Here is a 23190-nt window from a genome sequence, read left to right as displayed (position 1 = left end):
GCTATTCCTCGTTGCCATGCCACAACAGGGGGTTTCCGCTGGCGCGCGAATAGCCGGCCTCGCCCACCAGCACATCCAGCATCAAGCTGGCCAGGTCATCGGCCACGGGCTCAACGTACAGGTCTTTGTCTTGATAGAAGATCTTGCGGTAGGTGTGGCAGTGGTCGCAGGTTTCGGCCTTGATGGCCGGCGAGCGGCCGTCGATAGCCTGATAGGCGACGGATTCCACGTCTTCACAGTGCGTGCACTTGACGCGCACCATGTGCCACTGCGTGGCGCACAGGCTGCAACACAGGTAGCGGTAGCCTTCGAATTGGCCGCCCACGCGCACCACGCTGGCCACCGGCAGGCTGGCGCAGACGGGGCACACGCCAAAGGGGCTGACCACCGGCAATTGCTTGGCGTCGAAGCGGCTGGCCAGATCGGTCCAGTAGACCTGCAAGGCCGCCATCACGAAGGGCGCGGCGGCGCCGTCCACGCCCTGATCCTGTTCAGACAACACGGCTTCGGCCAGGTCTTCCAACGATTCGGGGTCTTCATCCACCGCGCGGCGCAACGCGGTACAGACCTCAATGGCTTCGGCCGGCACGCCCTGGCCGCGCGCCACGTCGTCGACCAGCCGCGCCAGGATGCCGCGCCACAGCGGGTCGCGCGGCCAGCCCACGGCCTGCAACGGTGGCATGCCATGCGCTTGCGCCAGCGCCAGCCGGTCTTCGGATGCGCCGGGCGCGGCGCAGTCCTGCAAGGCACGGTGTTGGGCGTCGACCAGTTGCGCCATCAAGAGCAGGTAATCCGCCACCGGGCTGTCTGAGGCCAGTTGCCGCAGGCGCGCCGCGCGCGTCGAAAAAACCGACCCGCGTTCAGGCAGGCTGACGCGGGGAATGACATTGTGGTCTAGCGCTTCGATCTCACCGCGCGGAAGAATTCGCTGCAATTGCGTCTCCAAGAAAACAAACACGGCTGCCAGCCTTCGTGCAAAGAAGGATAGCAGCCGTTGGCTACCCGGGGGCAAGCCCCCGGGTGGGGCGGGCGAACCCTATTTTTTGACTTGCTCGCGGAACCAGGCGCGGTGATGCTTCCAGGCCCATCCGGCCGTCACGTGACCGCGCAGCATCGCCGTCAGCGCGCCCTTCCCCCAGATACCCGCATAGATGTGCACGATGATCGCGCAGATCATCACCAGCGCGCTGACCGCGTGCACCACCGACGCGATCCGAACCACCCAGATCGGGAAATAGAACGCGAAATACTCGCGCCAGATCACGATGCCGCTGGCGAACAAGCCCAGCATGCACAGCACCAGCACATAGAACAACAGCTTCTGGCCGGCGTTGTACTTGCCGACTTCGGGCAGTTTCTCTTCGCGGTTTTCAACCACGTCGTTCAGTTGCCGAAGCCATTGGCGGTCAGCCTTGGTCATCATGTTCTGCCGCCACATGTGGCCGGCGAACACAACGAAGCAAACGAACATCACCACCCCGATGATGGGGTGGAGAATGCGCGTCCAGGGGCCGCCGCCGAACAGGTTGCTAAGCCAGTACATGGACGGGTGAAACAAGGCCAGGCCGGACAGCGCCAACAGGATGAACGTGAAGGCGATGATCCAGTGGTTGGTGCGCTCGCCGGGCGAATAACGCTTGATGCGGCGGTGATGGTGGTCTTCAGTCATGACGCATCTCCTCTTCGGCGCGGCGTTCGTCTTCTTCCGACACCTCGTTGCGGCCCACGCGGGCGTAGTGGAAGAAGCCCGCCAGGGCGGTCAGGGCCATCATTGCCAGGCCCACCGGTTTAGCCAGACCCTTCCACAGCGAGACCATGGGGCTGATGTGTGGGTCCTTGGGCAGGCCGTGATACAGCCCGGGCTGGTCGGCGTGATGCAGCACATACATGACGTGGGTGCCGCCCACGCCTTGCGGGTCGTACAGCCCGGCCTGATCGAAGCCGCGCGACTTCAAATCCACGATGCGCTCTTCGGCATGCTGCTTCATGTCTTCCTTGGTGCCGAAGACGATGGCGCCGGTGGGACAGGCCTTGACGCAGGCCGGCTCCTGGCCGACCGCCACGCGGGCGGAACACAAGGTGCACTTGTACGCCTTGTTGTCTTTCTTGGCGATGCGCGGCACGTTGAACGGGCAGCCGGTGATGCAGTAGCCGCAGCCAATGCAGTTTTCCTCGTGGAAATCCACGATGCCGTTGGTGTATTGGATGATGGCGCCCGGCGAGGGGCAGGCTTTCAGGCAGCCCGGGTCCTCGCAGTGCATGCAGCCGTCTTTGCGGATCAGCCATTCCAGGTCGCCTGCGGGGTTCTCGTATTCCGAGAAGCGCATGACGGTCCAGGAATGCTCGGTCAGGTCGGCCGGGTTGTCGTAGACGCCGACGTTGGTGCCGATCTCGTCGCGCAGATCGTTCCATTCCATACAGGCGCTTTGGCAGGCCTTGCACCCGATGCACTTGGACACGTCGATCAGCTTGGCCACCGAACCCGTGACGGGCTCGCGAATGCCGGGCGGCGGCGTGGTGGTCGCGGAGCGCCGCTTGATGTCTAGGGATTGCATGGACATGTCGGTTCTCCTAAACCTTCTCGACCTTGACCAGGAACGACTTGAATTCCGGTGTCTGGGAATTGCCGTCGCCCACGAATGGCGTCAGGGTGTTGGCGAGGAAGCCGGGTTTGGCCAGGCCCACAAAGCCCCAGTGGATGGGAATGCCCACGTGATGCACGGTCTTGCCCTCGATGGTCAGGGCGCGCAAGCGCTTGGTGACCAGCGCCACGGCCTTGATGTAGCCACGGTTGGACGTCACTTTCACCCGCGACCCGTTGGCAATGCCCAGTTCCTTGGCCAGCGCGTCGCCGATCTCCACGAATTGCTCCGGCTGGAGAATCGCGTTGATGCGGACGTTCTTGGTCCAGTAGTGGAAGTGCTCGGTCAGGCGGTAAGTGGTGGCCACATAGGGGAAGTTTTCCACCGTGCCCATCGCGGCCAGGTCGTCCTTGAAGACGCGCGCGGCCGGGTTGCTGGTCACGCCCTTGGCCTTCGGGTACAGCGGGTTGTAGCCCAGTGGCGTCTCGAAGGGTTCGTAGTGCTCGGGGAACGGCCCTTCGGCCATGCCCGCCCGCGCGAAGAAGCGCGCCACGCCCTCCGGGTTCATGATGAACGGGCCCATGCCGCCTGCCGGGTTTTCGTCACCCTTGAAGTCGGGAATGTCGACACCCGTCCAGGCCTTGCCGTTCCAGCTGATCAGCCTGCGGCTGGGGTCGAACGGCTTGCCCGTCACATCGCAAGACGCACGGTTGTACAGGATGCGGCGGTTGGCCGGCCATGACCAAGCCCAGTTCAGGGTCTGCCCGATGCCGGTCGGGTCGCTATTGTCGCGCCGCGCCATCAGGTTGCCGCCGGGGCCCCAGGCGCCGGCAAAGATCCAACAGCCGCTGGCCGTGGAGCCGTCGTCGCGCAGTTCCGCAAAGCCCGCCAATTGCTCGCCGCCCTTGCGGGTGACCTTGGTGGGGTCCTTGGGGTCGACCAGGTCAACCAGCGCGCGGCCGGAATATTCCTTGGCCAACTCTTCGGCGGTGGGGTTCTGCGGGTTGGCGTAGGGCCAGGACAGGTTGACGATGGGGTCCGGATACTTGCCGCCTTCGTCCTGGTAGAGCTTGCGCAGGCGCGTGAAGATGAGCGACATGATTTCGATATCGCTCTTGGCTTCGCCGGGGGGCTCGGCGCCCTTCCAGTGCCACTGCAACCAGCGCCCGGAGTTCACCAGCGCGCCGTCTTCCTCGGCAAAACAGGTGGTGGGCAGGCGGAAGACCTCGGTCTGGATCTTGGATGGGTCCACATCGTTGAGCTCGCCCGCGTTACGCCAGAATTCCGAGGTCTCGGTGACGAGCGGGTCCATGATGACCAGGTACTTCAGCTTGGCGAAGCCGTCGTTCATCTTGGACTTGTTGGGCGCGGCCGCCAGCGGGTTGAAGCCCTGCGCGATGTAGCCGTTCATCTTGCCCTGGACCATGAGCTCGTAGACTTGCAGCATGTCGTAGAGCTTGTCCAGCTTGGGCAGGTAGTCGAAGGCCCAGTTGTTTTCGGCCGTGGCGGCGTTGCCCCACCAGGCCTTCATCAGGCTGACGTGGAACTTGTTGTAGTTCTGCCAGTAGCTGAGCTGGTTGGGACGCAGCGGCTTTAACGTACGGGTCTCGATGTACTTGGCGTAGTCCTGCTCGGGTTCGTTGGGCAGCGTCATGTAGCCCGGCAGCAGGTTCGACATCAGGCCCAGGTCGGTCAGGCCTTGAATGTTCGAGTGCCCACGCAGCGCGTTCATGCCGCCGCCGGCGATGCCGATGTTGCCCAGCAGCAGTTGCACCATGGCGCCGGTTCGGATGATCTGCGAACCGATGGAATGCTGCGTCCAGCCCAGCGCGTACAGCACAGTGGCCGCGCGGTTGGGGCTGGCGGTGGACGCCAGCATCTCGCACACCTTCAGGAACTTGTCTTTCGGCGTGCCGCACACGCGCTCGACCATGTCTTCGGTGTAGCGCGAATAGTGCTTCTTCATCAGCTGGTAGACGGTGCGCGGATGCGCCAGCGTGGGGTCCGTCTTGACGTAGCCGTCGTCGCCGCGCTCGTAGTCCCAGCTTGCCTTGTCGTAGGTGCGCTTGTCGGCGTTGTAGCCCGAATACAGGCCCGCCTCGAACGCAAAATCCTCGCGCACGATGAAGGAAAAGTCGGTGTAGTTGCGCACGTACTCGTGCTGGATCTTGTCGTTATCCAACAGGTACTTGATGACGCCACCCAGGAAGATGATGTCGGTGCCGGTGCGTATGGGCGCGTAGAAATCCGCCACGGATGCCGAGCGCGTGAAGCGCGGATCCACAACGATCAGCTTCGCCTTGTTATGGGCCTTGGCTTCGGTTACCCACTTGAACCCGCACGGGTGGGCCTCGGCGGCATTGCCGCCCATGATCAACACTACGTCCGCGTTCTTGATGTCGACCCAATGGTTCGTCATCGCTCCACGGCCAAACGTCGGGGCAAGACCTGCCACCGTCGGGCCGTGTCAGACACGTGCTTGATTATCGAATGCCAACATCCCCATGCTGCGCACGGTCTTGTGCGTGACGTAGCCCACCTCGTTGCTACTTGCCGAGGCGGCCAGCATGCCGGTGGTCAGCCACCGGTTTACCGTTTTGCCGTCCGCGGTCTTCTCGACGAAGTTCGCGTCGCGGTCGGCTTTCATGAGTTTGGTGATGCGGGTGAGTGCTTCGTCCCAGGACATCCGCTGCCATTTGTCCGACCCGGGGGCCCGGTATTCCGGGTACTTCAGGCGGTTGGGGCTGTGGATGAAGTCGATCAACGCCGCACCCTTCGGACAGAGCGTGCCGCGGTTGACGGGGTGATCAGGGTCGCCCTCAATGTGCATGATGCTGGCGCGCGCGTTCTTGGACCCATCGCCCAGACCGTACATCAGCAAGCCACAGGCGACCGAACAGTAGGGACAGGTGTTGCGCGTTTCAGTCATGCGCGCAAGTTTGTACTGACGGACCTCAGCCATGGCCGTGCCGGGGGCTACCCCCAGCAATGCCAGGCTGGAGCCTGCCAGGGTTGCACCCGTCACCTTGAAGAACTGGCGGCGATTCATGTTTACCATGAAGCACTCCTCTCCTGGTGAATGAACAAGGCTGATGGCTCGCCCGAAGCGGAAAAGCCCCACAGCCTTGAAGGACATTGCAAAAGTATATGCCTAAGGGGGACGCCCACGCCATGCATAACGCACGCTGCACTGCGGAAATGAAAGCGAAATGGAAGTTGTTCGCAGATTTTGGATCTTCTTGCGGCTGCTACATTTCGCTTTCACTGCTGACCGTTGGAACACCGATGCGCCGCCGCTTTGCCCGCTTTGCCCTCTCGGCCCTCTTGCTTGCCGGCTTGGCCTGGATGCCTGGCCTCACCGCCTACGCGGCCCCCGCGTCCGGCCAGCCCACGCCCGCCGCCGCCGCCACCGAAGCCGCGCATCAAGCGGCCATGGAGGGCTATCTGTACTTTTATCCGCTGGTCACGATGGACCTGACCCGGCGCCAGTTCACGCACCCATTGCAAGCAGACAAAGGGGCGGCCGCCAATACCTTCCTGCATGGCCGCACGCTGCCCCAGGCCGGCGCCGTCGCAGCCTCGCCATGGGCCAACCCCGACATGCTGCGCAGCACCGGCTGGGTGGACCTGACGGGCGGCCCCGTGGTGCTGTCGGTGCCCGACACCCAGGGCCGGCTGTCCACGCTGACATTGCTGGATATGTGGACGGACGTCTTCGCCACGCTGGGCCCGCGCAGCACCGGCACGGCCAAGTCCAACACCGTCATCGTCCCGCCCGGCTGGACGGGCACGCTGCCTTCGGGCATGGCGCGCATCGACGCACCCACCGCCCAAGCCTGGGCCAAGATCCTCATCCAGACTAACGGGCCCGCAGACACCGCCGCCGTCCACGCCTTGCAGGACGGCTACACGCTGACGCCGCTGTCGCAATGGAACCTGCCCGCGCAATCGCAGCGGGTGAACTCCGATCCGAACCTGGACCTGAAGATCCCCGTGCGCGAACAGGTGGAATCGATGCCGACCGATGCCTTCTTCACCTACGCCGCCGCGCTGCTGCGCAAGCACCCGCCGCACGCCACCGACCAGCCGGTGCTGGCCATGCTGCGTCGGGTGGGATTGATACCCGGCAGGCCCTTTGACTTCGACAAGCTGGACCACCCCGCTAAGCAAGGCATGCGACGCGGCCTGCGCGCCGCGCGCGAGCGCATGGCCGCCGCCTCGGGCGCCAGCTTGCGCAGCCTGAACGGATGGCAGCAGGAGACGGCCAGCGTGGGCGTGTATGGCAACGCCTATCTGCGCCGCGCGCTGGCCGCCCAGGCACAACCTGGCGCCGGCCTGCCCGAGGACTTGTCCGTGCTGCTGCTGGCGGCCGACAGCCAAGGTGCGCCCATCAATGGCACGCTGCACTACGTGATGCGCTTTGAAGCCGGGCAGTTGCCACCCGCCGGCGCGCTGTGGTCACTGGCGGCCTACGACGACCAGGGCATGCCGGTGGCAAATATGCTGAACCGTTATGCCCTAAGCGACCGCTCGCCCTTGCAATACAACGCCGACGGTTCGCTCGAGCTGCACATCAGCCAGGCGCCGCCCCCGCCCGAGCAGCAGGCCAACTGGTTGCCGCTGCCGTCAGTGGGGTCGGCAACCCTGCTGCTGCGCGTGTACGAACCGCGCCCCGCGCTGCTGGATGGATTGTGGATGCCGCCCGCGCTGGTGCGCGACGGGCCCGAGGCGCTGCCCGACGCCGCATCGCCAGTTGCGCAGGCGGCGCCCGCGAATAAACCCTAGGACGCGCCCTGTTGTCGGCACCATGACAGCCACTGCCGCTACCATAGGCGTTTTATTTTTAGTGATGAGCGCCCGCCATGGACGACGCCTTTAGCCACCAATTGTCGATGACCATCCTGATGACGCCGGACATGGCGAACTTTTCAGGAAACGTACACGGCGGAACCATCCTGAAGTACCTGGACCAGGTGGCCTACGCCTGTGCCAGCCGGTACGCCGGCCAATACGTGGTGACGCTGTCCGTGGATCAGGTGGTGTTTCGCGAACCCATCCATGTGGGTGAATTGGTGACTTTCCTGGCGGCCGTTAACTTCACCGGGCGCACGTCGATGGAGATCGGCATCAAGGTCGTTACCGAAGACATCCGCCAGAAGCTCGTGCGCCACACCAACAGTTGTTATTTCACGATGGTGGCGGTGGACGACAAGGGCGCCCCCACGGCTGTGCCCCCGCTGGCCCCGCGCAACCTGGAAGAGCGGCAGCGCTTCGAAGCCGCGCGCCTGCGTCGCGAACTGCGCCAGGAAATGGAACGCCGCCACGACGAGATCAAGCGCGAAACCACGCACGACGCGGCATAGGGCCCGGTCGATTCGGCCCCGCTATTTCTCTGTGCCGGGTTTGCTTGCGATAAAGGCGTCCAGGGCTTTCCGGGCGGCTTCGGCTTGCGCGGGGGTTGGACCACGGAAGGCGCTTTGCGGCTCGACGCGGGGTGGCGCAACGGCCCCGTAACGCGGGCGCAGTGAACGCATGGCGTGGTCCCAGATTGCCAGAGCCTGATCCTTGCTCAAGGTGGAGTCGACGGGCGGACGGGGCCTTTTTCGTTGCCATAACGGAGGATCGCCCCGAGGAACAAAGTTGGGCAGAAGCCAATTAAGCAACTTGTCCGGTGTCATCTCCGGGTCGACGTGCAGTCTGGGCACGCCGCCCGCGGTCAGGCGGAAATTGACCGATGGACTCGCCAAGGAACGGCTATCACGGTAGTTTTCGGCGACGAACAACAACCCGCGATGGTCTTTCATGTCATACCGCATCAGGTATTCCTCGGCGGGAATTCCGGCCAGCGTGGTATGCCCCTTACGCAGCAGATCAGGGTCCCAGACGCGGAAGACGTTAAAGTCGCGGACCATGCGTTCGATAAGACGGGGCGACTCATTGCGCGCGGAGTCACTAAAGTAGATTTGCAGTTTGACGTTCGAGCCTCGCGCCATGAAGCTCACGATGCCCATCTCGTGGTCGTGCGTGCCTCGGATGATGACGGGGCCTAACGAAATGCCGGGGCCGGCCGCTTCGGCTTGCTTGACGGCGACAACTTGCGGAGCGAGCTCAAGCAGGCGCGACTCGACCTGTGCGTTGCTGCCCTCGTACGAGTCTGCTGCGAGCTTGACGTGCGTGCCGTTCACCAGCAGATGCAGTTCATAGGTCTGCGACCATGTACCGCCCAGACTCTCTTGAAATTGGAATAGCCACTTGCCCCGAGCCAATTCCTCCGCGCCGAGAAGCATGGACTTCCCGGTTTCAGAACTTTGGACGGCGCGGATGCGGCGGGCTCGTTCTGATAGCGCCTCGTCAAACTGAGCCAGCGTGATGTCTTGCCCCAGAATATCGATTTCAACGCTCGTATGATCGGCCCCTCCTCCGTAGTAAACCTTCGCGTACCCGCTGGAAGGCGGCCCCCAGTCGGCGGGAAGTTCGATCAGTTGCCTGCCTAGCGCCCACGTTCGCATAGGGCCGGTAATCTCGTTCACGGCGGGTTCCTCCTTTGGATGAAATAGGGCCATCGCGCCTGCGGCGAGCCCGGCCAACAGACAAAGCAGCGGGATCAAGCGACGCATGACGGACGCTTGGCTTGGGCTGCGATCTTGATGAGGCTATACAGCGTGAAGTGCCGGGTCTGCATCACTTTGAATGCGCCTTCATGGTCAAAGCCCGCGGCACTGACTTGCACCCGCACTTGGCCTTCACGCGCCTGCGCGACCGGCGCCTGGCCTGAACTGACCGGAACCGTGCCGTCACCGATGCCGTCCTGCATCTCGCAGTGCAGTTCCCAATGACTGACTTCCATGGATAGGGCTAGCCGGCCTGCTCTGACCGGCACGTGTTCTACGACGCGACTGCCCCCAACGTACAAGGGGCTGGACCCTTGATCGCGCACCTGCGCCATCTGCATGGTGGATACGACGAAGGCCTCCGGGGGCACGCCCAGGGGCCGATTCAGATCACCCCGTCCGGGTCGCATTTGCCAGGTAATGGTTTCGAAACTCGGCTGTTTGGCGTCGGCCCCGTAATACACGTAGGTGCAGGGGTGATAGGCGGCGCCTATCCTTTCGTGAAACTGCTTCGCCTTTTTGATATTCCTTGCGTAGTGGACCCACTCGATGGGAACTCCATCCTTCGGCTTTAACCACTCTTCGCGCAGCAATGCCCACCAGCGATCACGGCGCAGATAGATTTCCTGGTACGGGTCTGCCTCCGGAAGCGCAGGCGTGGCGGGCGCGTGATCGGGGTCTCGCAGTCGTAACCATCCCGGCGAATAGTTCTTGGTGGGCAGCAATTGCAGCGCCCCCGGCGACTGGGCGAATACCGCTGTGACGTCCTGGCCGGTCACGCCGATCACGGCGGCGGCCATCGCGCTTTCTTGCTGCATTCCCACTTTGCACCGCCGGTAAGCCACCGGAGCGCCATTGGTTGGCATGACGCCGTGCATCACGCCGGCAATTGCATCGCTCATGCCGGGCAATTGCGCACAACGCCGTGCCACCAGCCCGCCCATCGAGTGCGTGACCAGGATGACCTGCCGGCATTGGGATCCGTACTGATGCCTGATTTGTTCGATCCGCTCGGCAAGCTTTATTGCCGCCGCATCGTTGTCCGCCAGCCAGTTGTAGCCAAACGCGTGCACCGGCATCCGGTACGCGGCACGGGCGGAGAGGTCGTCCGTCTTTAGATGCGGCAATTGGTGCAACAGGTGTTCGCCCAGGCCCGCCAGCGGCACCTCCAGCCCGGGCTTCAGGCGTGGCTGTAGCGAGGTATCGTCGGGCATGTCCAGGTGCATGGACTTCAATTGGAATTCCGGCCACTCGTGCGGCCGGTAGGAGCTGTTCAGCGAGTCTTCGAGCCAGAGCAGGAACGGGTGATAGCTGCTTTCGCTGACTTCGCCCCAGCCCCGTTCGCGATAGCGATCGATAAGCGCCTGTTTGCGTTGCGCGGCGGATTCGACAGAAGGCACGATCACCGTGCCCGCGCTGCGTTCGGGCACGGCGCCGCCGTCATCGACGGTGACTCGGTCGGGATGCAACACCGCCTGCCGGATACCCGGGGGAACCCCGTTCCAGCGCTTGAACAAAGCAATAGGCTTGCCGGCCAGGCCCGCATCCAGACGCCAGACGGGTTCGGATTCTTCCCCGGCATTCGGGACGGACTTCAGGTTCGACCCCATGATGCCGGGGATGAACACGACCGGCAGGATCGCTTCGGGCGGAATCAGCAGAATGACCGGATCGCAGAGGGCCGTGGGCGTGAGGGTCCAGTGGAACACGGGGTGGCCCCGGGCATCGTAGGACATCGGGGCGAAACGCGGTGCGGTCGGGGCGGTGTCGGTCATGGCGGGTTCCTAAGCGGGCGCGCGCATGGCCTTGGAAGATGACGTGGCGTTGCGCAAGCGAATCACTCAACCGACCAGGGTGGTACCGATCCGGCAAAAAGACTATTGGAGAAGTCTGATTCTTGGATCTGATTTCTAAGGCTGAGTCTTAGGGCTACCCAAAGCACACGGGGCGACGCCAACCGGCGCCGCCCCGTATGAATACTGCCGCGACATCAGGCTCGTTCCGCCGCCCCCGGTGGCGCGGGCGGTGCGGACGCCGGCTCGCGGTCACGCCCCACCATGCGCTTCAATCCCAGCCATTGCTGGGACCAGAATCCGCGGCCGTAGTCGCGTCCGCCCAACTCGGCCTGTTGGTCGTGGATGCCCGTGGGACCGTAGCCGACGCCGAAGCGGGCGGTGCGAAACAGCACGTCCCAGATGGGGAACAGCGCGGCGAAGTTATAGCCGCCGACGGGGCCGGGGGTGGATGCGTCGTAGGCAATGGAATGGTGGTGCCGATGAAAACGCGGGCTGACCAGCAAGCGTTCGCCCAAGGCGCCAAAGTGCATGCGCAGGTTCGCGTGCGACAGGCTCTGCGCCAATTGGGTAATGGCCACCACCACCACGAACTGCGCGGGCGGCACGCCCACCAGTTGCGACACGAACACGACCAGCACGTCGCGCAGCATGTCGTCCAGCAGGTGGTTGCGGTCATCGCTCCAGACGGTCATCTGGCGTTGGCTGTGATGCACGGCATGCAGCGCCCATAGCCAGCCAAAGCGATGTTGTGCGCGATGGTAGAAGTAGTCGACCGCGTCGAACAACAGCAGATAGATGATCAGGCTGACCCAGGCTTTGTCCGTGACGCCCGGCCAGTACTGGTCAAGCTGAAACGGCGCGAAGCCCCACACGTGCAACTGCCCGAACACGCTGTCCCAGAACGGGTCGATGGTGAAGAACAGCGCCAGCCGGAAAACGCCCAGTCGATGGATCAGGGTGTAGAGCACGTCGATGCCGATCTGGCGGCGGTCGGTAACGGGTTCGACCGGCCGCAGGCGTTGCAGCGGGCCAAGCACCAGGACAAGCACGGCCACCTGCACCAGGCCGACCAGCAGCCACATGGTGGCGTCGTAGCCGTCTTCGATGAGGTTGCTCATGCCCAGGTGAAACAGCGCGGGCTGGATCAGGGTTTCGAAGAGCCATTGCTGGCTTGCTCCGAAGAATTGGCTAAGCGTGTCCATGATCAATGATGCGTGGCGATCCAGTCGCGATAGGCGGGGTTCTTGTCCAGGGTGGCAAAACAATAGCCCTTCTGTTGCAGGCCCACAATCAGGGGCTCAAGCACGGCGGGGGCCCAGGGGTCCTGGCGTGACCAGATGCCCAGGTGCGCCAGCAGGATATCGCCCGGCTTGATGGTGCGCAGGGCCTGGTCCAGCAGCTTTGCGTTGGGGAATTTGTCGCTGGGCAGTTCATCGCCCAGGAAACCGGCCGGCGACCAGCCCACGTGTTCGTAGCCACATGCCTTCGCGGCCTTAAGCAAGGCGGGCGAGGTCTTGCCGCCCGGCGCGCGGTACAGCGGCAGCATGGTGGCGCCCGTCATCTGATGGAAGCGGGTGGCGGAACGCTTGATTTCGGCGCAGTACTGTTCGGCGGTCCATTCAGCGCGCTTGCCGGTGTTGGGGCCGGCGCTGGGCTTCACGCGGAATTTGCCGCCGGGCAGGTCGCCCTGCCAGTAGACGTGATCGTAGGTGTGCGAGGCAAACGCATGGCCTTCCGCCACGCGCGCCTTCCACCAGGACGCCCACACGTCGTCCAGGCTTGCGCCGTCGGTCTTGGTGCGTTCGTTGGCCAGGAAGAAAGTGACCTTCACCTGATGGCGCGCCAGCACGTCAGCGATCAGCGGCGCCACGCCCATGTGGCCGGTATCGAAGGTCAGGTAGACCGGCTTGTCGCAGGTCGTCGGCGCCGCGGCATTTGCCATCGGAACGGCAAATGCCAGCGCGGCGGCGAGCAGGCTCCTAACGGGTTGGAGCATGATTCAACGTCCATACGCCGTGCGGCGATTTGCCTACCGGGACCTGGTCCACGACCTTCTTCTGTTCCAGGTCCACCACGGTCAGCTTGCGTGCCCAGCGTGACGTGACCAGCAGCGTCTTGCCGTCGGCCAGGACGTCCATGCAGTCCGGACCGCCCGGCACGGCGAAGGTGTCGGTGACGGTCAGCGTCAGCATGTCGATGCGGCTGATGGTGTTGGCGGTGCGGTTGCTGACGAACAAGTGATGCTTGTCGCCCTGCGCGCGAAAGGCGTGCGCGCCGGCCCCGGTGGGAATGCGCTTGACCAGCTTGGCGGGGCCGTGGCTGACGTCATAGGCTTCCACAAAGGAATCGCCCGTCAGCGCCACCAACAGGGTTTTCTGGTCGGGCGTCAGGAACACGTCGGCCGGCGTCTTGCCAACCGACACGGTCCACTTCGGCGTCTGCGTGGCCAGGTCGATGGCGATCAGTTGATCGCTGTCTTGCAAGGTGACATAGGCCGTGGTGCTGCTTTTGTCGATCATGATGTGGCTGGGCGTTTTGCCCGCCTGCACCCGCTTGACCAGCTTCAGTTCCGCCCCCGGATGCTGCGGCTCCCAGGCGTAGATGTCGATATGGTCCAAGCGGTTGGCGGCGGTGACGAACCACTTCATGTCCGGCGAAAACTGCAACTGATAGGGGTCGACGATATCCGTCAGGGTGCGCTGCACCTCGCCTGTTTTCGGATCCATCATGGTGATGGTGTTGCCCGTTGCGTTGGCCACCATCAGCGATTTTTCGTCGGGCGTCAGGTACAGGTGGTGCGGTTCTTTGCCGGTGGGCACCCGTCGCAGTTCTTTGTAGGACACCGGGTCGACGATGCTGACATTGGCGTCCAGGGAATTCAGGACAAAAATCGGCGCGGAAGCCGCCGCTGCGCTAAGCGCCATCCCTACGCCGGCCAGGGCGTAGCGGACAAAATGCATGGGGTTCAATTTGAAGGTCCGGCGAAGAAGGATCGGGCACCGATCCCAGTGCTCGCCATTTTATGCACACGCACCTTTCAAAAGGGCATCAAGCGAGGGCGTGGGCGCATTCGCTTGCGCCTGTTGCGACTCAGCAACAACCCTCGCCCGCACCGCCCCCTAAAGATGCCAAAAACTCATTTGGCGTCAGCGGGTTGCGCGTCGGCCTCGACCCAGTTGCCGGCGTCAATATCGCGGTGGCGCAGCGCCGGCGCGCGGGTGGCGGACGAGGGGCCAAGGGCGGCCTCGCGCACGCCGCCCTGCGGGCCGATGACGAAGGTGCCGACGCCTGTCTGCCCGTAACGCGCGGGCCATGCCACGATGCGGTAGGCCATGTCGTCGTCGCCCGGCAGGATTTTGTAGCGATACCCGTAATACGCATCGGCCACCGGCACCTCCGGACCCATGACCAGCGCGTCGGGCCCCAGGGCTTGCGGCGGGGCGCCGGGCACTTCCGGCCAGTACAGGCCGTCCATGGCGCCGGGGCGGCTGACCAGACGGCTGGCGTAGCGGCCTTGCCCCACGCCTTGCTGGTAACGGGTTTGCGCGGCCTGCAACTCCTGCAAGGTATCAATGGCGGTCAATTCGTTGCGGCCGATCGCGCGGCGCTGAAGTTCGGCCTTGCCCGCCACCGGGTCAAACCGCCAGCCCTTGCCCGCGCTGACGATGGGCACGGGAAGCGTCCAGCCGGATTCGCCCACGGCCAGCCAGGAGCTGCCGACGTCGGTGATGACCTCGTGCTTCTTGGACCAGGCCGCCAGGAAGCGGTAGATGTCGTCTTGCGCCACCCCGCCCGGCACAAGCTGATTGTGGTTCGGCCCCAGTACCTTCGCCATGGCAGCGGGATCGCTGGTGGCCAGGGCGTCGGCAAAGGCGTCGGCCGCGGCCTCGGGGGTGGGATACACGCTTTGCGCCGCCAGCGGCGCGCCCAGCCCCAGCGCCAGCAGTGTCGCCGCGCCCAAGGCACGGGCACGAATCCAGGCATTCGTCATGAAAGCTCCCTTGTCCATGGTGCTACCTCCGGCCGCCGCGATGGCCGCCGCCGCCCGCGTGTCCGCCGCCGCCGCGAGGGGCGCCACCGCCGCCCCGGCTCATGTCGCTTCGGTGACTTTGCTGGCGCATGCGGTCGCCGTTGCCGGAGTCGCGCAAAGCGTTGTTGCTGTTGGCCGAGCGGGCACGGTCGCGGGCGGCGCTTTCATCCGCGCGCTGGCGCTGGGCCGCGGCCTGATGGTTCTGCGTGGACACGCTTGAAGAGCGCGGGCTGTGGTTGCCGGCCTGTGTGCTGCGAGCCCCTTGGCCCTCGTTCCGTCCCGCCGCGCCTTGGCCATTCCGGCCCGCCGCGCCCTGGCCACCACGGTCCGCGGCGCCCTGGCCACGCCCTGCGCCGGGTTGTGAATGGCCCGCAATGGGCTCCCCGGTACGTCCCTCGAAAGACTGTGCCGCGCGATCGCGCGCGGCGTCGCGTGAATTCGCCGCGGGTGCGGCGCCGCCCACACGTCCGCCCTGTCCGGCCTGACCTTGCCGCTGGCCCGCTTGCCGGTTTTGCAGGCCCGCCTGGCGTTCGCTATCGAAGCGCTGACGGTTGGCCTGGTCCGCATAAGGCGTGTTGCCACGGTTCTGCGGGTTGTGCTTCCAGGACACATTATTGTTGCGGGCGTTATCGATGCGCTGATTGACGTTGATGTTGTTGTACCGGTTGACGTCGATGTCGACGTCGTTGCTGCCCCAGTTAAACCCGCCCCACATCGAATTCACCGCCGCCACGCCCAAGCCGAAACCGATGCCCGACACCAGCGCGGTCCCAAAGACGGACCCGGGCGGCGGCGGATAGTAGTAAGGCGGATAGGAAGGATAAGCCCACGCCCCGTAGACCACGGTGGGGTTGTAACTGGGCACGTAGACCACCTGCGGATCAGCCGGTTCGATCACCACCACCGTCTTGTCGTTGGTGGTGTTGGTGGTGACCGTCTGCTGCGGCGTGCTTTTCAGGTTGCCGGCCTTTTGCGCCTGCGTGCGCAAGCGCTGAACCGAATCCATCACGGCGTCCGGCTGCGCCAGGAAGGCATCGCCCACGGACTTCACCCAGTCAGGCTGGCGGCCCATCATGTCCATGACGGACGGGAAAGCCACCAGTGATTTCACGCTGGGGTCCCAGGCTTCGCCTTCAACCGCCTTGACCGCCTGGTCACCTGATTCCGAGGTATGCGCCGCCGACCACTTGGCGGCGGCGGCAATGTCGTCGGGGTACGTGGCCCCCATGAGGATCTGCGACAGCAAGGAATCGGGATACAGCGCCACAGGCGCCATCAACTGATCCAATTGCCCGTTGTCCAGCTTGGTTTGCGCCGCCGCGGGCATGCAGACCGCCAGCCCCAGACACAAACAAGAAATTAACCACGCTTGCAGTCGACGCATGAACCGTTCTCCGTGAAGCAACGCATGAAGCTAAAAGCCACGAGGGAACTGCCGGATAACGCGATGTCAATATATGCCTATCACCCGGGCATGGGAAGCCCTGGCATCACGCGCCTCGTCCTTTTGCGGGACTGGATTGCCGGCAGGGCCAGGCCTATACTGATTTCGCCGTTGCTCGACATTCCTTTTCCTAAAGGAGAGGCAACATGTACAGGCACTTGCTCATCGCCGTGGATGGCTCCCTGCTGTCCGAATCGGCATTCAAGCGCGCGCTCGTTTTCGCCAAGGAAATGGGCGCAACCATCACGCTTATCCGCGCCATACCGGAGGACCATCTGCTGGTTCACCAGGCTGAAATGCTGGGCACCACGCAAACGCATCACACCGATCAGACGCGCAAGAACGCGGAAAACTACCTGAACGGTCTTGAAATGGAAGCCCGCCACGCGCTGGTGCCATGCAATTGCGTCGTGCTGATCAACGACCACCCGCACGAGGCCATTGTGGAAACCGCGAAGGGCCAGGGGTGCGACCTGATCATCATGGGGTCGCACGGGCGCCACGGCATGACGGGCTTTCTGCTGGGCAGTGAAACCCAGCGCGTGCTGGCCAAGACGCGGCTACCCGTGCTGGTGTTCCGATGACGGACAGCGCGGCTCGGCACGGCTCGGCCTGACGCGGCTCGGCCTGACGCGGCCCGGCCTGACGCGGCCCGGCCTGACGCGGCTCGACCGAGCTTCCAGGCCTGGCATCTTTGCCGTCAGCCCGCCGGCTCCAGTGCGTGCTGGAAGGTGAAGCTGTCGGCGTAGATGTGGTCCAGGCTGGCGCCGCGTCCGGCCAGCACGTGCTTGGCGTCTTGGATCATGGCGGGTGCGCCGCACAGGTAGATCGCGTGTTCGGAAAGGTCGTCGTGGTCTTCGGCGACGGCGTCCTGTACATGGCCGCGCCGGCCTTGCCAGCTTGCGTCCGCGCGTGACAGCACCGGCACGAAATTGAATTCGTACAAACGCCCCGCCCAGCCCGCGATTTCATCTTGCAGATACAGGTCCGCCGCCGTGCGCATGCCCCAATACAAAGTCACGGGCGGGCAGTCCTCCTTGTCCAGCAAGGATTCCAGGATGGCCTTGATCGGCGCAATGCCGGTACCGGTGGCCACCATGATGAGCGGGCGCCAATCTTCCTCGTGGTAGCTGAACACGCCCAAGGGCGCTTCGATCGTCAAGGCCGCGCCGGCCTGCGCCTGCCCCAGCCATTGGTCGGTGTAACGGCCGCCGGGAATGCGTCGCACATGGAAGTCGACCAGCCCATCCGAGGGCACTGACGCCATCGAGAAACTGCGCGTTTCGCCGTCGGGCAGCAGCACGTTCATGTATTGACCCGGCACATAGTCCAGCCCGCCGTCGGGCAGCGCCAACGTCAGGTGGATGATGTCGTCCGTATAGGCGTCGATGCGGTGCACGGTGGCGGCCAGTTGGCGCGGCTCGGGAAACACCTGGCGGCTGCTGGGCACGCTGATGCATAGATCGCTTTCCGCGCGCGCCTGGCACGCGAGCGCGTAGCCCTCGGCGGCTTCCTCCGGCGTCAACGCCATCGGAAATTCGTCATAGCGCACCGCGCCGGATTCCAGCTTGATGCGGCAGGTGCCGCAGCCGCCGAAAGTGCATTCGTGCGGCAGCTTGACACCCGCGCGTTCGGCGGCGTCCAGCAGGGATTCGTCGGCGCCGGCGACGAAGGCTGCGCCGGTCTGCAGGATGTGCACGCGGTATGCCATGACGGGCCTCGCTTATTTCTTGATGTCGGCCTGCACCAGCACTTTCATGCCGCGCGGCTCCAGCAATTCGGCCAAGGCCGCCAACGCGGCCAGGCCCGCCTGCGTGTCCTGTTCGCCGTTGCCGCCGCTCAAGCCCACGCCACCAATCACCTCGTCGTTCACCACGATGGGAAAGCCGCCCACGAACACGGCGAACTTACCGTCAAAGCTCCATTGGATGCCGAACGCTTCGTTGCCGGGCAGCGCGGGGCCGTTGGGCGGCGTGTTGAACAAGTGCGTCGAGCGCTTGTGGCCGGCGGCGGTAAAGGCCTTGTTCCAGGCGATTTGCGGGCCGGTGATGCGCGCGCCGTCCATGCGTTCCAAGGCGATGGGGTAGCCGCCGTCGTCCACGATGCAAATGGATTCCAGCACCCCGATGGCTTCGGATTTGGCCATGGCGGCACGCACCATCACGCGCGCTTCTTCCAGTTCCAGGCGATAAATCTGTTTCATAGTCGTAGCCTCTTCAGTGATTGATCGCGCGCGCTCAGCCGGCGCGGTAGATGGTTTTGATTTGCGTGTAGAACTCCAGGCCCACGCGGCCGGATTCCCGGAACGTGGACGTGCTGGAATGCTTCAAACCGCCAAACGGCGCGTTGATCAGGTTGCCGGTGGTGGTGCGATTGATCTTTACCGTGCCCGCCTGAATGTCGCGCGCGAATCGGTGTGCGTAGCGCGCGTCGGTGGTGGCGATGGCGGCGGACAGGCCGTATTCCGTGTCGTTGGCCTTGGCGATGGCGTCGTCATAGCCGTCGACTTCGATCAATGCGATCACCGGCCCGAAGATCTCTTCGCGCGCGATGCGCATTTGCTGGGTCACGTCGGTGAAAAGCGCGGGCGTGACGTAGTAGCCGCCGTCAAAGCCCGCCCCGGTCAACTGCTCGCCGCCGCACAGGTGCGTGGCCTCTTCCTTGCCGATCGCCACGTAGCTCAGCACGTTGTCCAACTGCTTGCGGGTGGCCAGCGGCCCCAGATCGAAGTTGCCTTCCAGGCCATTGCCGATGGTCAGCGCCTTGACGCGCGCCACCAGTTTTTCGGTGAACGCCTGGCGCACCTTGGCATCCACCAGCACGCGGCTGGTACCCGTGCAGGCCTGCCCGCTCAGCGAAAAACCGCCCTTTACGGCCAGGTCGACGGCGCGGTCCAGGTCGGCGTCGGCCAGCACGATCAGCGGATTCTTGCCGCCCAGTTCCATCTGCGTGCGCGTCGTCAGGCCGGCGCTGCGGTGGATCTGTTCGCCCGCGGCGGTGGACCCGGTAAAAGAAATGGCGCGTACGGCCGGCGCGCTGGTGATGGCGGCGCCCACCGCCGCCGCCGGGCCGATCACCAGATTCAGCACGCCCGCGGGCAAGCCGGCCTGCACAAAGGCTTCGGTCAGGCGGTAGCCCGATAGCGGCGCGTCCGACGACGGCTTGAATACCACCGTGTTGCCGGCGATGAGCGCGGGCGCGATCTTGCGGGCCGGGATGGAAATGGGGAAGTTCCACGGCGAGATCACGGCCGCCACGCCCAACGGTTCGCGCTGGCTGTAGACCACCATGTCCGGGTCATCGTTGACGAAGGTTTCGCCGGTAAAGCTCTGGCCTTCGACAGCATAGAAACGGATCGTCTGCGCCGAACGCAGCACTTCGTCCTTGGCCAGGTTCAGGCCCTTGCCCTCTTCGCGCGTCAGTTCGCGGGCGAATTGGTCTGCGTGGTCTTCCAGGTATTGCGCCGCGCGAAACAGAATGGCCGCCCGCTTCGAGATCGGCATGTCGCGCCAGGCGGCAAAGGCGGCGTCGGCCGCCTGCACCGCGCGCCGCGCGTCGTCGGCGTCCGATACCGGGAAGTTGCCGACGATGTCGCTGGTGTCGGCCGGGTTGATGTTGGGGGCCGTGCGGCCGGTGGCGCTGGGCACCCAGGCGCCGCCGATATGGTTCATGAAGGTTTGCTGCGAAAGATCGTCCACGGAAGCGCTTCCTATGCCGGTACGGGAGTGGCCCGAAATGGGGCGTCTGAGGTAATTTCTGAACATTGTATACTTTAATCTCTAGCGAACGATACGTGAAAACCCGATCTGAGCCGTGAAAAAGGGGCCCTCGGGCCCCTTCTTGCTTGGCGTGGTGCGCCCTCGGTCAACGCCAGATAAGCACCGCGCAGATGGTGGACACCGACAGCGCCAGCACCACCGGCAGCAGCAGCGCCCGCACCAGCGACAGCACGTTCACCCGCGCGAATCCGGCCACCGCAATCAAGGACGACCACGCGATCAGCGTGCCGCCGCCCGTCCACACCGCCCCCATCTGGCCCACCGCGGCCAGCGTCGCGGGGTCCACGCCCACCACCGGGCCCAGCGCGCCGGACAAGGTGCCGGTGAGCGGCAGCCCCGCGAAGCCGGAGCCGTCGATGCCGGTAATCATGCCTACCAGCAAGACGCCGAACGCGACCAGGAAGTGGTTTTCGGGAATCAGGTGCTGACCGGCCGAGATCACTTCAAACAGCAGCCCAGGAGCCTGAGCCTGTGGCACGCCCAGGATCTGCGCCGCGGTTTCGTTGGCGCCGATGAAGAAGAAGCCGGCAATCGGCAGGACCGATCCCATGGCCTTGAAGGCGAACACAAAGCCGTCCGTCACGTGCTCGGGGCACACGTCCAGCATCTTGCGCGGGCCTTCGGCGGCCAGCGTTACCAGCATCATCACCACGAAGGCGACGCCGCCCACCAGCGCCGCCGCGTCGCCGCCGCGCAAGGCGGGCAAAGACGGGAACAGCCGGGGCAGCACCATCACGCCGATCACCGCCAGGAAGGCCAGCGGCGTCACCACGGCGAAGGTCTTGGACCAGCGCACACGGCGGCGCTCTTCATCGCTGACGGTGGGGCCGCTGGGCAAGGCCGGGTCGGCGCCCATGGTGCCGCGCGCAAGTTCGGCCTTGTCGAACGAGCCGGATTGCTCGATGCGCGCCAGGCTGCCGTCCTGGGCACGCGCCTGCCAGGCGTCCAGCAGCCCCGCGTTGGCCGGCACGATGTGCTTGCGGATCAGCAGATAGGCCGCGGTCAGCGCCACGGCGCCGGTGATCAGCGACAACACCAGCGCGCGGTCGGCCACCACGGCCGCGCTGACCGCCGCCCCCGCCGCCTTGGCGCTGATGCTGGGCGCCACGCCAATCACATAGTCCGACGACAAGGCCATGCCTTGGCCGGCGATGGCAATCGCCATGGCGCCCGCCAGTGGCGGCAAACCGGCCGCGATGGCCGCGGGCAGCAAGATGGCCGACACCAGCGGCACGGCGGGCGTGGGCCAGAAGAACAGCGAGATCACATAGGTACAGAGCGCGATGATGATGAACGACGAATGGCCGCCCCGCATCACACGCCGAAACGGCTGCACCATGCGCACGTCCGCCTGCAAGGTTTTCAGGGAATTCAGCAGGGCGGTCATGAACGTGATGACCAGGAAGATATTGAACAATTCCTTGGCCGCCACGAAGCTGGCCGAAAAGATGCCGATCAGCGCGCTGATCGGATTGCCGGTAATGGCCAGCACCACCAGAAAGGTGCCGATTACCGATGGCACCACCACGTTGGCCCGCAAAATCATCGTCAGGATGATGGCGGCCACGCTGATCAGATATATCCAGTGAGCAGCAGTGAGCACGACGTCCGCTTGCATGCGTGATTCCCCTTGTGACGTGGCTGTTAGGTCGCCACAATCGGTATACTATATTTCGTTTGAAGGCATACCAATCGAAATATGCAGTGCCTAGGGAAACCGATAATTCTGAAAATCCCATGAATACCGCTTAAAAATTACGGGTTTACCCTTATTTTTGAACGGCGGCATTCATTGCGGTCGAAATCAACGCTCGACTATCGTATACAAGAAGAGGCTTAGGCCATGTCCCCCCTGTCTTTCCCGGATTTCTGGCAGTACGCCGCCATGGCCGTGGTGGTGTTTGGCGCTGCCGTGGCGCAGGGCGTGGGCGGTATCGGCTTTGCGATGTTCGCGGCCCCGGTGGCGGCAATGTTCTTTCCGCAACTGGCTCCCGGCCCCCTGCTGACGCTGGGCGGCTTCATCTCCCTGTTGACCGCGTTGCGCGAACGGGCCTTCATCGACTGGTCCAACGTGTCGTACGCCTTGGCCGGCCGCGCGGGCGGGACGCTGCTGGCCATCTACGCGATGGCGCGTTTTGCCCCGCAGACCTTGGGCGTGCTGTTCGCCGGCATGATCCTGGTGGCCGTGGCGCTAAGCGTGGCGGGCTTGCGCTTTACCGCCCCCCCCGGGGCGGGGGGCCCGGCGCGGGGGGGGCCTCCGGCATCATGGGAACGATGACGTCGGTGGGCGCCCCACCCATCGCCATCGTGCTGCAACACACCGCGCCGCCACAGCTGCGCGCCACGCTGGGTGTGGTGTTGTTCCTGGGGTCGATTTTCTCGCTGGCGATGTTGGCCCTGGCCAAGCGGTACACCGGCTACCACCTTGGCCTGGCGCTTAGCCTGGCGCCGTTCCTGCTGGCCGGTTTTGCCGTGTCCAACCGCTTGCGCACGCTGCTGCCGCCACAAGCCGTGCGCAGCGTACTGCTGGCAGCGTGCGCGCTGGGCGCGGTGGGCGTGCTGGCCAAATCCTTCTGGGGGGCTTGATGCGCGGCATCGATGCCTGGCCCGCCGCACCGGTTTGCCGTCGCGGCATTCGGCTACACCCGGTAATACAATGCGGACTGTATCCATTAATCCATACCTGCTCGCCATGACCACTTCTCCCGTCAGCCCGCAAGCCGTAGAGACGCCGTCTTCCGCCCCGCTGAAGATCGGCGAGCAGCATCCGCAGTTGTTCGCCGTTATCCGCGACAAGCTGCGCGAACGCATTCTCAGCGGGGAATTCACCCCCGGTGACCGCTTGGTGGAAGGCCGCTTGTCGGAGGAAATGGGCGTATCGCGCATCCCGGTGCGCGAAGCGCTGCGCGCCTTGGCCGCCGAAGGGCTGGTCACCATCGAGCCGCGCC

General features: G+C 64.4%; 19 protein-coding genes and 1 pseudogene. 5 read left to right on the top strand and 15 right to left on the bottom strand.

The features are described from left to right. Position 1: 1 nt before the first annotated feature. From fdhE to fdnG, 4 genes are all read right to left on the bottom strand, one after another. Positions 2–934, bottom strand: a complete 933-nt coding sequence (gene fdhE / locus ACE04A_RS28410; RefSeq protein WP_259252803.1) for a formate dehydrogenase accessory protein FdhE — start codon at positions 932–934, stop codon at positions 2–4. A 102-nt stretch (positions 935–1036) separates the two neighbouring features. After that, positions 1037–1669, bottom strand: a complete 633-nt coding sequence (locus ACE04A_RS28405) for a formate dehydrogenase subunit gamma (RefSeq protein WP_485820755.1) — start codon at positions 1667–1669, stop codon at positions 1037–1039. Beyond that, positions 1662–2561: a formate dehydrogenase subunit beta gene (gene fdxH / locus ACE04A_RS28400; protein WP_485820754.1), complete on the bottom strand. Its 900-nt coding sequence runs from the start codon at positions 2559–2561 to the stop codon at positions 1662–1664. The genes ACE04A_RS28405 and fdxH overlap by 8 nt, the downstream gene beginning before the upstream one ends. Positions 2562–2571: 10 nt before the next feature. After that, complete coding sequence (gene fdnG / locus ACE04A_RS28395; RefSeq protein WP_448716942.1) at positions 2572–5640, bottom strand: formate dehydrogenase-N subunit alpha; 3069 nt, start codon at positions 5638–5640, stop codon at positions 2572–2574. Between the two features lie 227 nt (positions 5641–5867). On the opposite strand from fdnG, the gene ACE04A_RS28390 reads away from it, so the two are divergent. Then, the gene (locus ACE04A_RS28390; RefSeq protein ID WP_448716941.1) at positions 5868–7367 is read left to right on the top strand and encodes a DUF1254 domain-containing protein; all 1500 of its coding nucleotides are present in this window, start codon (positions 5868–5870) and stop codon (positions 7365–7367) included. Positions 7368–7444: 77 nt separating this feature from the next. Next, the gene (locus ACE04A_RS28385; protein ID WP_259252798.1) at positions 7445–7945 is read left to right on the top strand and encodes an acyl-CoA thioesterase; all 501 of its coding nucleotides are present in this window, start codon (positions 7445–7447) and stop codon (positions 7943–7945) included. Between the two features lie 21 nt (positions 7946–7966). On the opposite strand, the gene ACE04A_RS28380 is transcribed toward ACE04A_RS28385, so the two are convergent. From ACE04A_RS28380 to ACE04A_RS28350, 7 genes are all read right to left on the bottom strand, one after another. Continuing rightward, entirely contained in the window at positions 7967–9199 is a 1233-nt protein-coding gene (locus tag ACE04A_RS28380) for a T6SS immunity protein Tli4 family protein (protein ID WP_485820753.1), read from the bottom strand. After that, complete coding sequence (locus ACE04A_RS28375) at positions 9187–10968, bottom strand: Tle4 family T6SS lipase effector (protein WP_448716938.1); 1782 nt, start codon at positions 10966–10968, stop codon at positions 9187–9189. Before ACE04A_RS28375 ends, ACE04A_RS28380 begins: the two co-directional genes overlap by 13 nt. Positions 10969–11183: 215 nt before the next feature. Beyond that, a complete protein-coding gene (locus tag ACE04A_RS28370) occupies positions 11184–12191 on the bottom strand; it encodes a sterol desaturase family protein (protein ID WP_050446815.1) in 1008 nt (335 codons plus the stop codon). Between the two features lie 2 nt (positions 12192–12193). Further along, positions 12194–12985, bottom strand: coding sequence for a polysaccharide deacetylase family protein (locus tag ACE04A_RS28365; RefSeq protein WP_448716935.1), 792 nt, complete (start codon positions 12983–12985; stop codon positions 12194–12196). Next, positions 12969–13949 carry a YncE family protein gene (locus ACE04A_RS28360; protein ID WP_448716999.1) on the bottom strand — a complete coding sequence of 327 codons (981 nt, stop codon included), beginning with the start codon at positions 13947–13949 and terminating at the stop codon, positions 12969–12971. Before ACE04A_RS28360 ends, ACE04A_RS28365 begins: the two co-directional genes overlap by 17 nt. Positions 13950–14125: 176 nt before the next feature. After that, positions 14126–14998, bottom strand: coding sequence for a DUF2950 family protein (locus ACE04A_RS28355; RefSeq protein ID WP_485820752.1), 873 nt, complete (start codon positions 14996–14998; stop codon positions 14126–14128). 4 nt (positions 14999–15002) lie between these two features. Further along, complete coding sequence (locus ACE04A_RS28350) at positions 15003–16403, bottom strand: DUF3300 domain-containing protein (RefSeq protein ID WP_259252794.1); 1401 nt, start codon at positions 16401–16403, stop codon at positions 15003–15005. Between the two features lie 206 nt (positions 16404–16609). On the opposite strand from ACE04A_RS28350, the gene ACE04A_RS28345 reads away from it, so the two are divergent. After that, a complete protein-coding gene (locus tag ACE04A_RS28345; protein WP_259252793.1) occupies positions 16610–17047 on the top strand; it encodes a universal stress protein in 438 nt (145 codons plus the stop codon). Positions 17048–17163: 116 nt separating this feature from the next. Here the strand turns inward: ACE04A_RS28345 and ACE04A_RS28340 are convergent, their stop codons facing one another. From ACE04A_RS28340 to ACE04A_RS28325, 4 genes are all read right to left on the bottom strand, one after another. Then, positions 17164–18174 (bottom strand): 2Fe-2S iron-sulfur cluster-binding protein, encoded by a 1011-nt coding sequence (locus tag ACE04A_RS28340; protein WP_448716932.1) that lies wholly within the window; start codon positions 18172–18174, stop codon positions 17164–17166. Positions 18175–18186: 12 nt separating this feature from the next. Continuing rightward, a complete protein-coding gene (locus ACE04A_RS28335) occupies positions 18187–18666 on the bottom strand; it encodes a GlcG/HbpS family heme-binding protein (RefSeq protein WP_100853407.1) in 480 nt (159 codons plus the stop codon). 34 nt (positions 18667–18700) lie between these two features. Continuing rightward, positions 18701–20134 (bottom strand): aldehyde dehydrogenase family protein, encoded by a 1434-nt coding sequence (locus ACE04A_RS28330; RefSeq protein WP_424917653.1) that lies wholly within the window; start codon positions 20132–20134, stop codon positions 18701–18703. A 193-nt stretch (positions 20135–20327) separates the two neighbouring features. Further along, positions 20328–21860 carry a hypothetical protein gene (locus tag ACE04A_RS28325; protein WP_279993704.1) on the bottom strand — a complete coding sequence of 511 codons (1533 nt, stop codon included), beginning with the start codon at positions 21858–21860 and terminating at the stop codon, positions 20328–20330. 225 nt (positions 21861–22085) lie between these two features. On the opposite strand from ACE04A_RS28325, the pseudogene ACE04A_RS28320 reads away from it, so the two are divergent. Next, positions 22086–22828 (top strand): annotated as a pseudogene (locus ACE04A_RS28320) (sulfite exporter TauE/SafE family protein). 106 nt (positions 22829–22934) lie between these two features. Next, a partial coding sequence (locus ACE04A_RS28315) for a GntR family transcriptional regulator (RefSeq protein WP_485820751.1) occupies positions 22935–23190 on the top strand: 256 nt, incomplete at its 3' end.

Source organism: Achromobacter colocynthidis (assembly GCF_057334535.1).
Note: the sequence above shows the minus strand (reverse complement) of the source record. Positions and strands in the feature narration are given on the sequence as shown.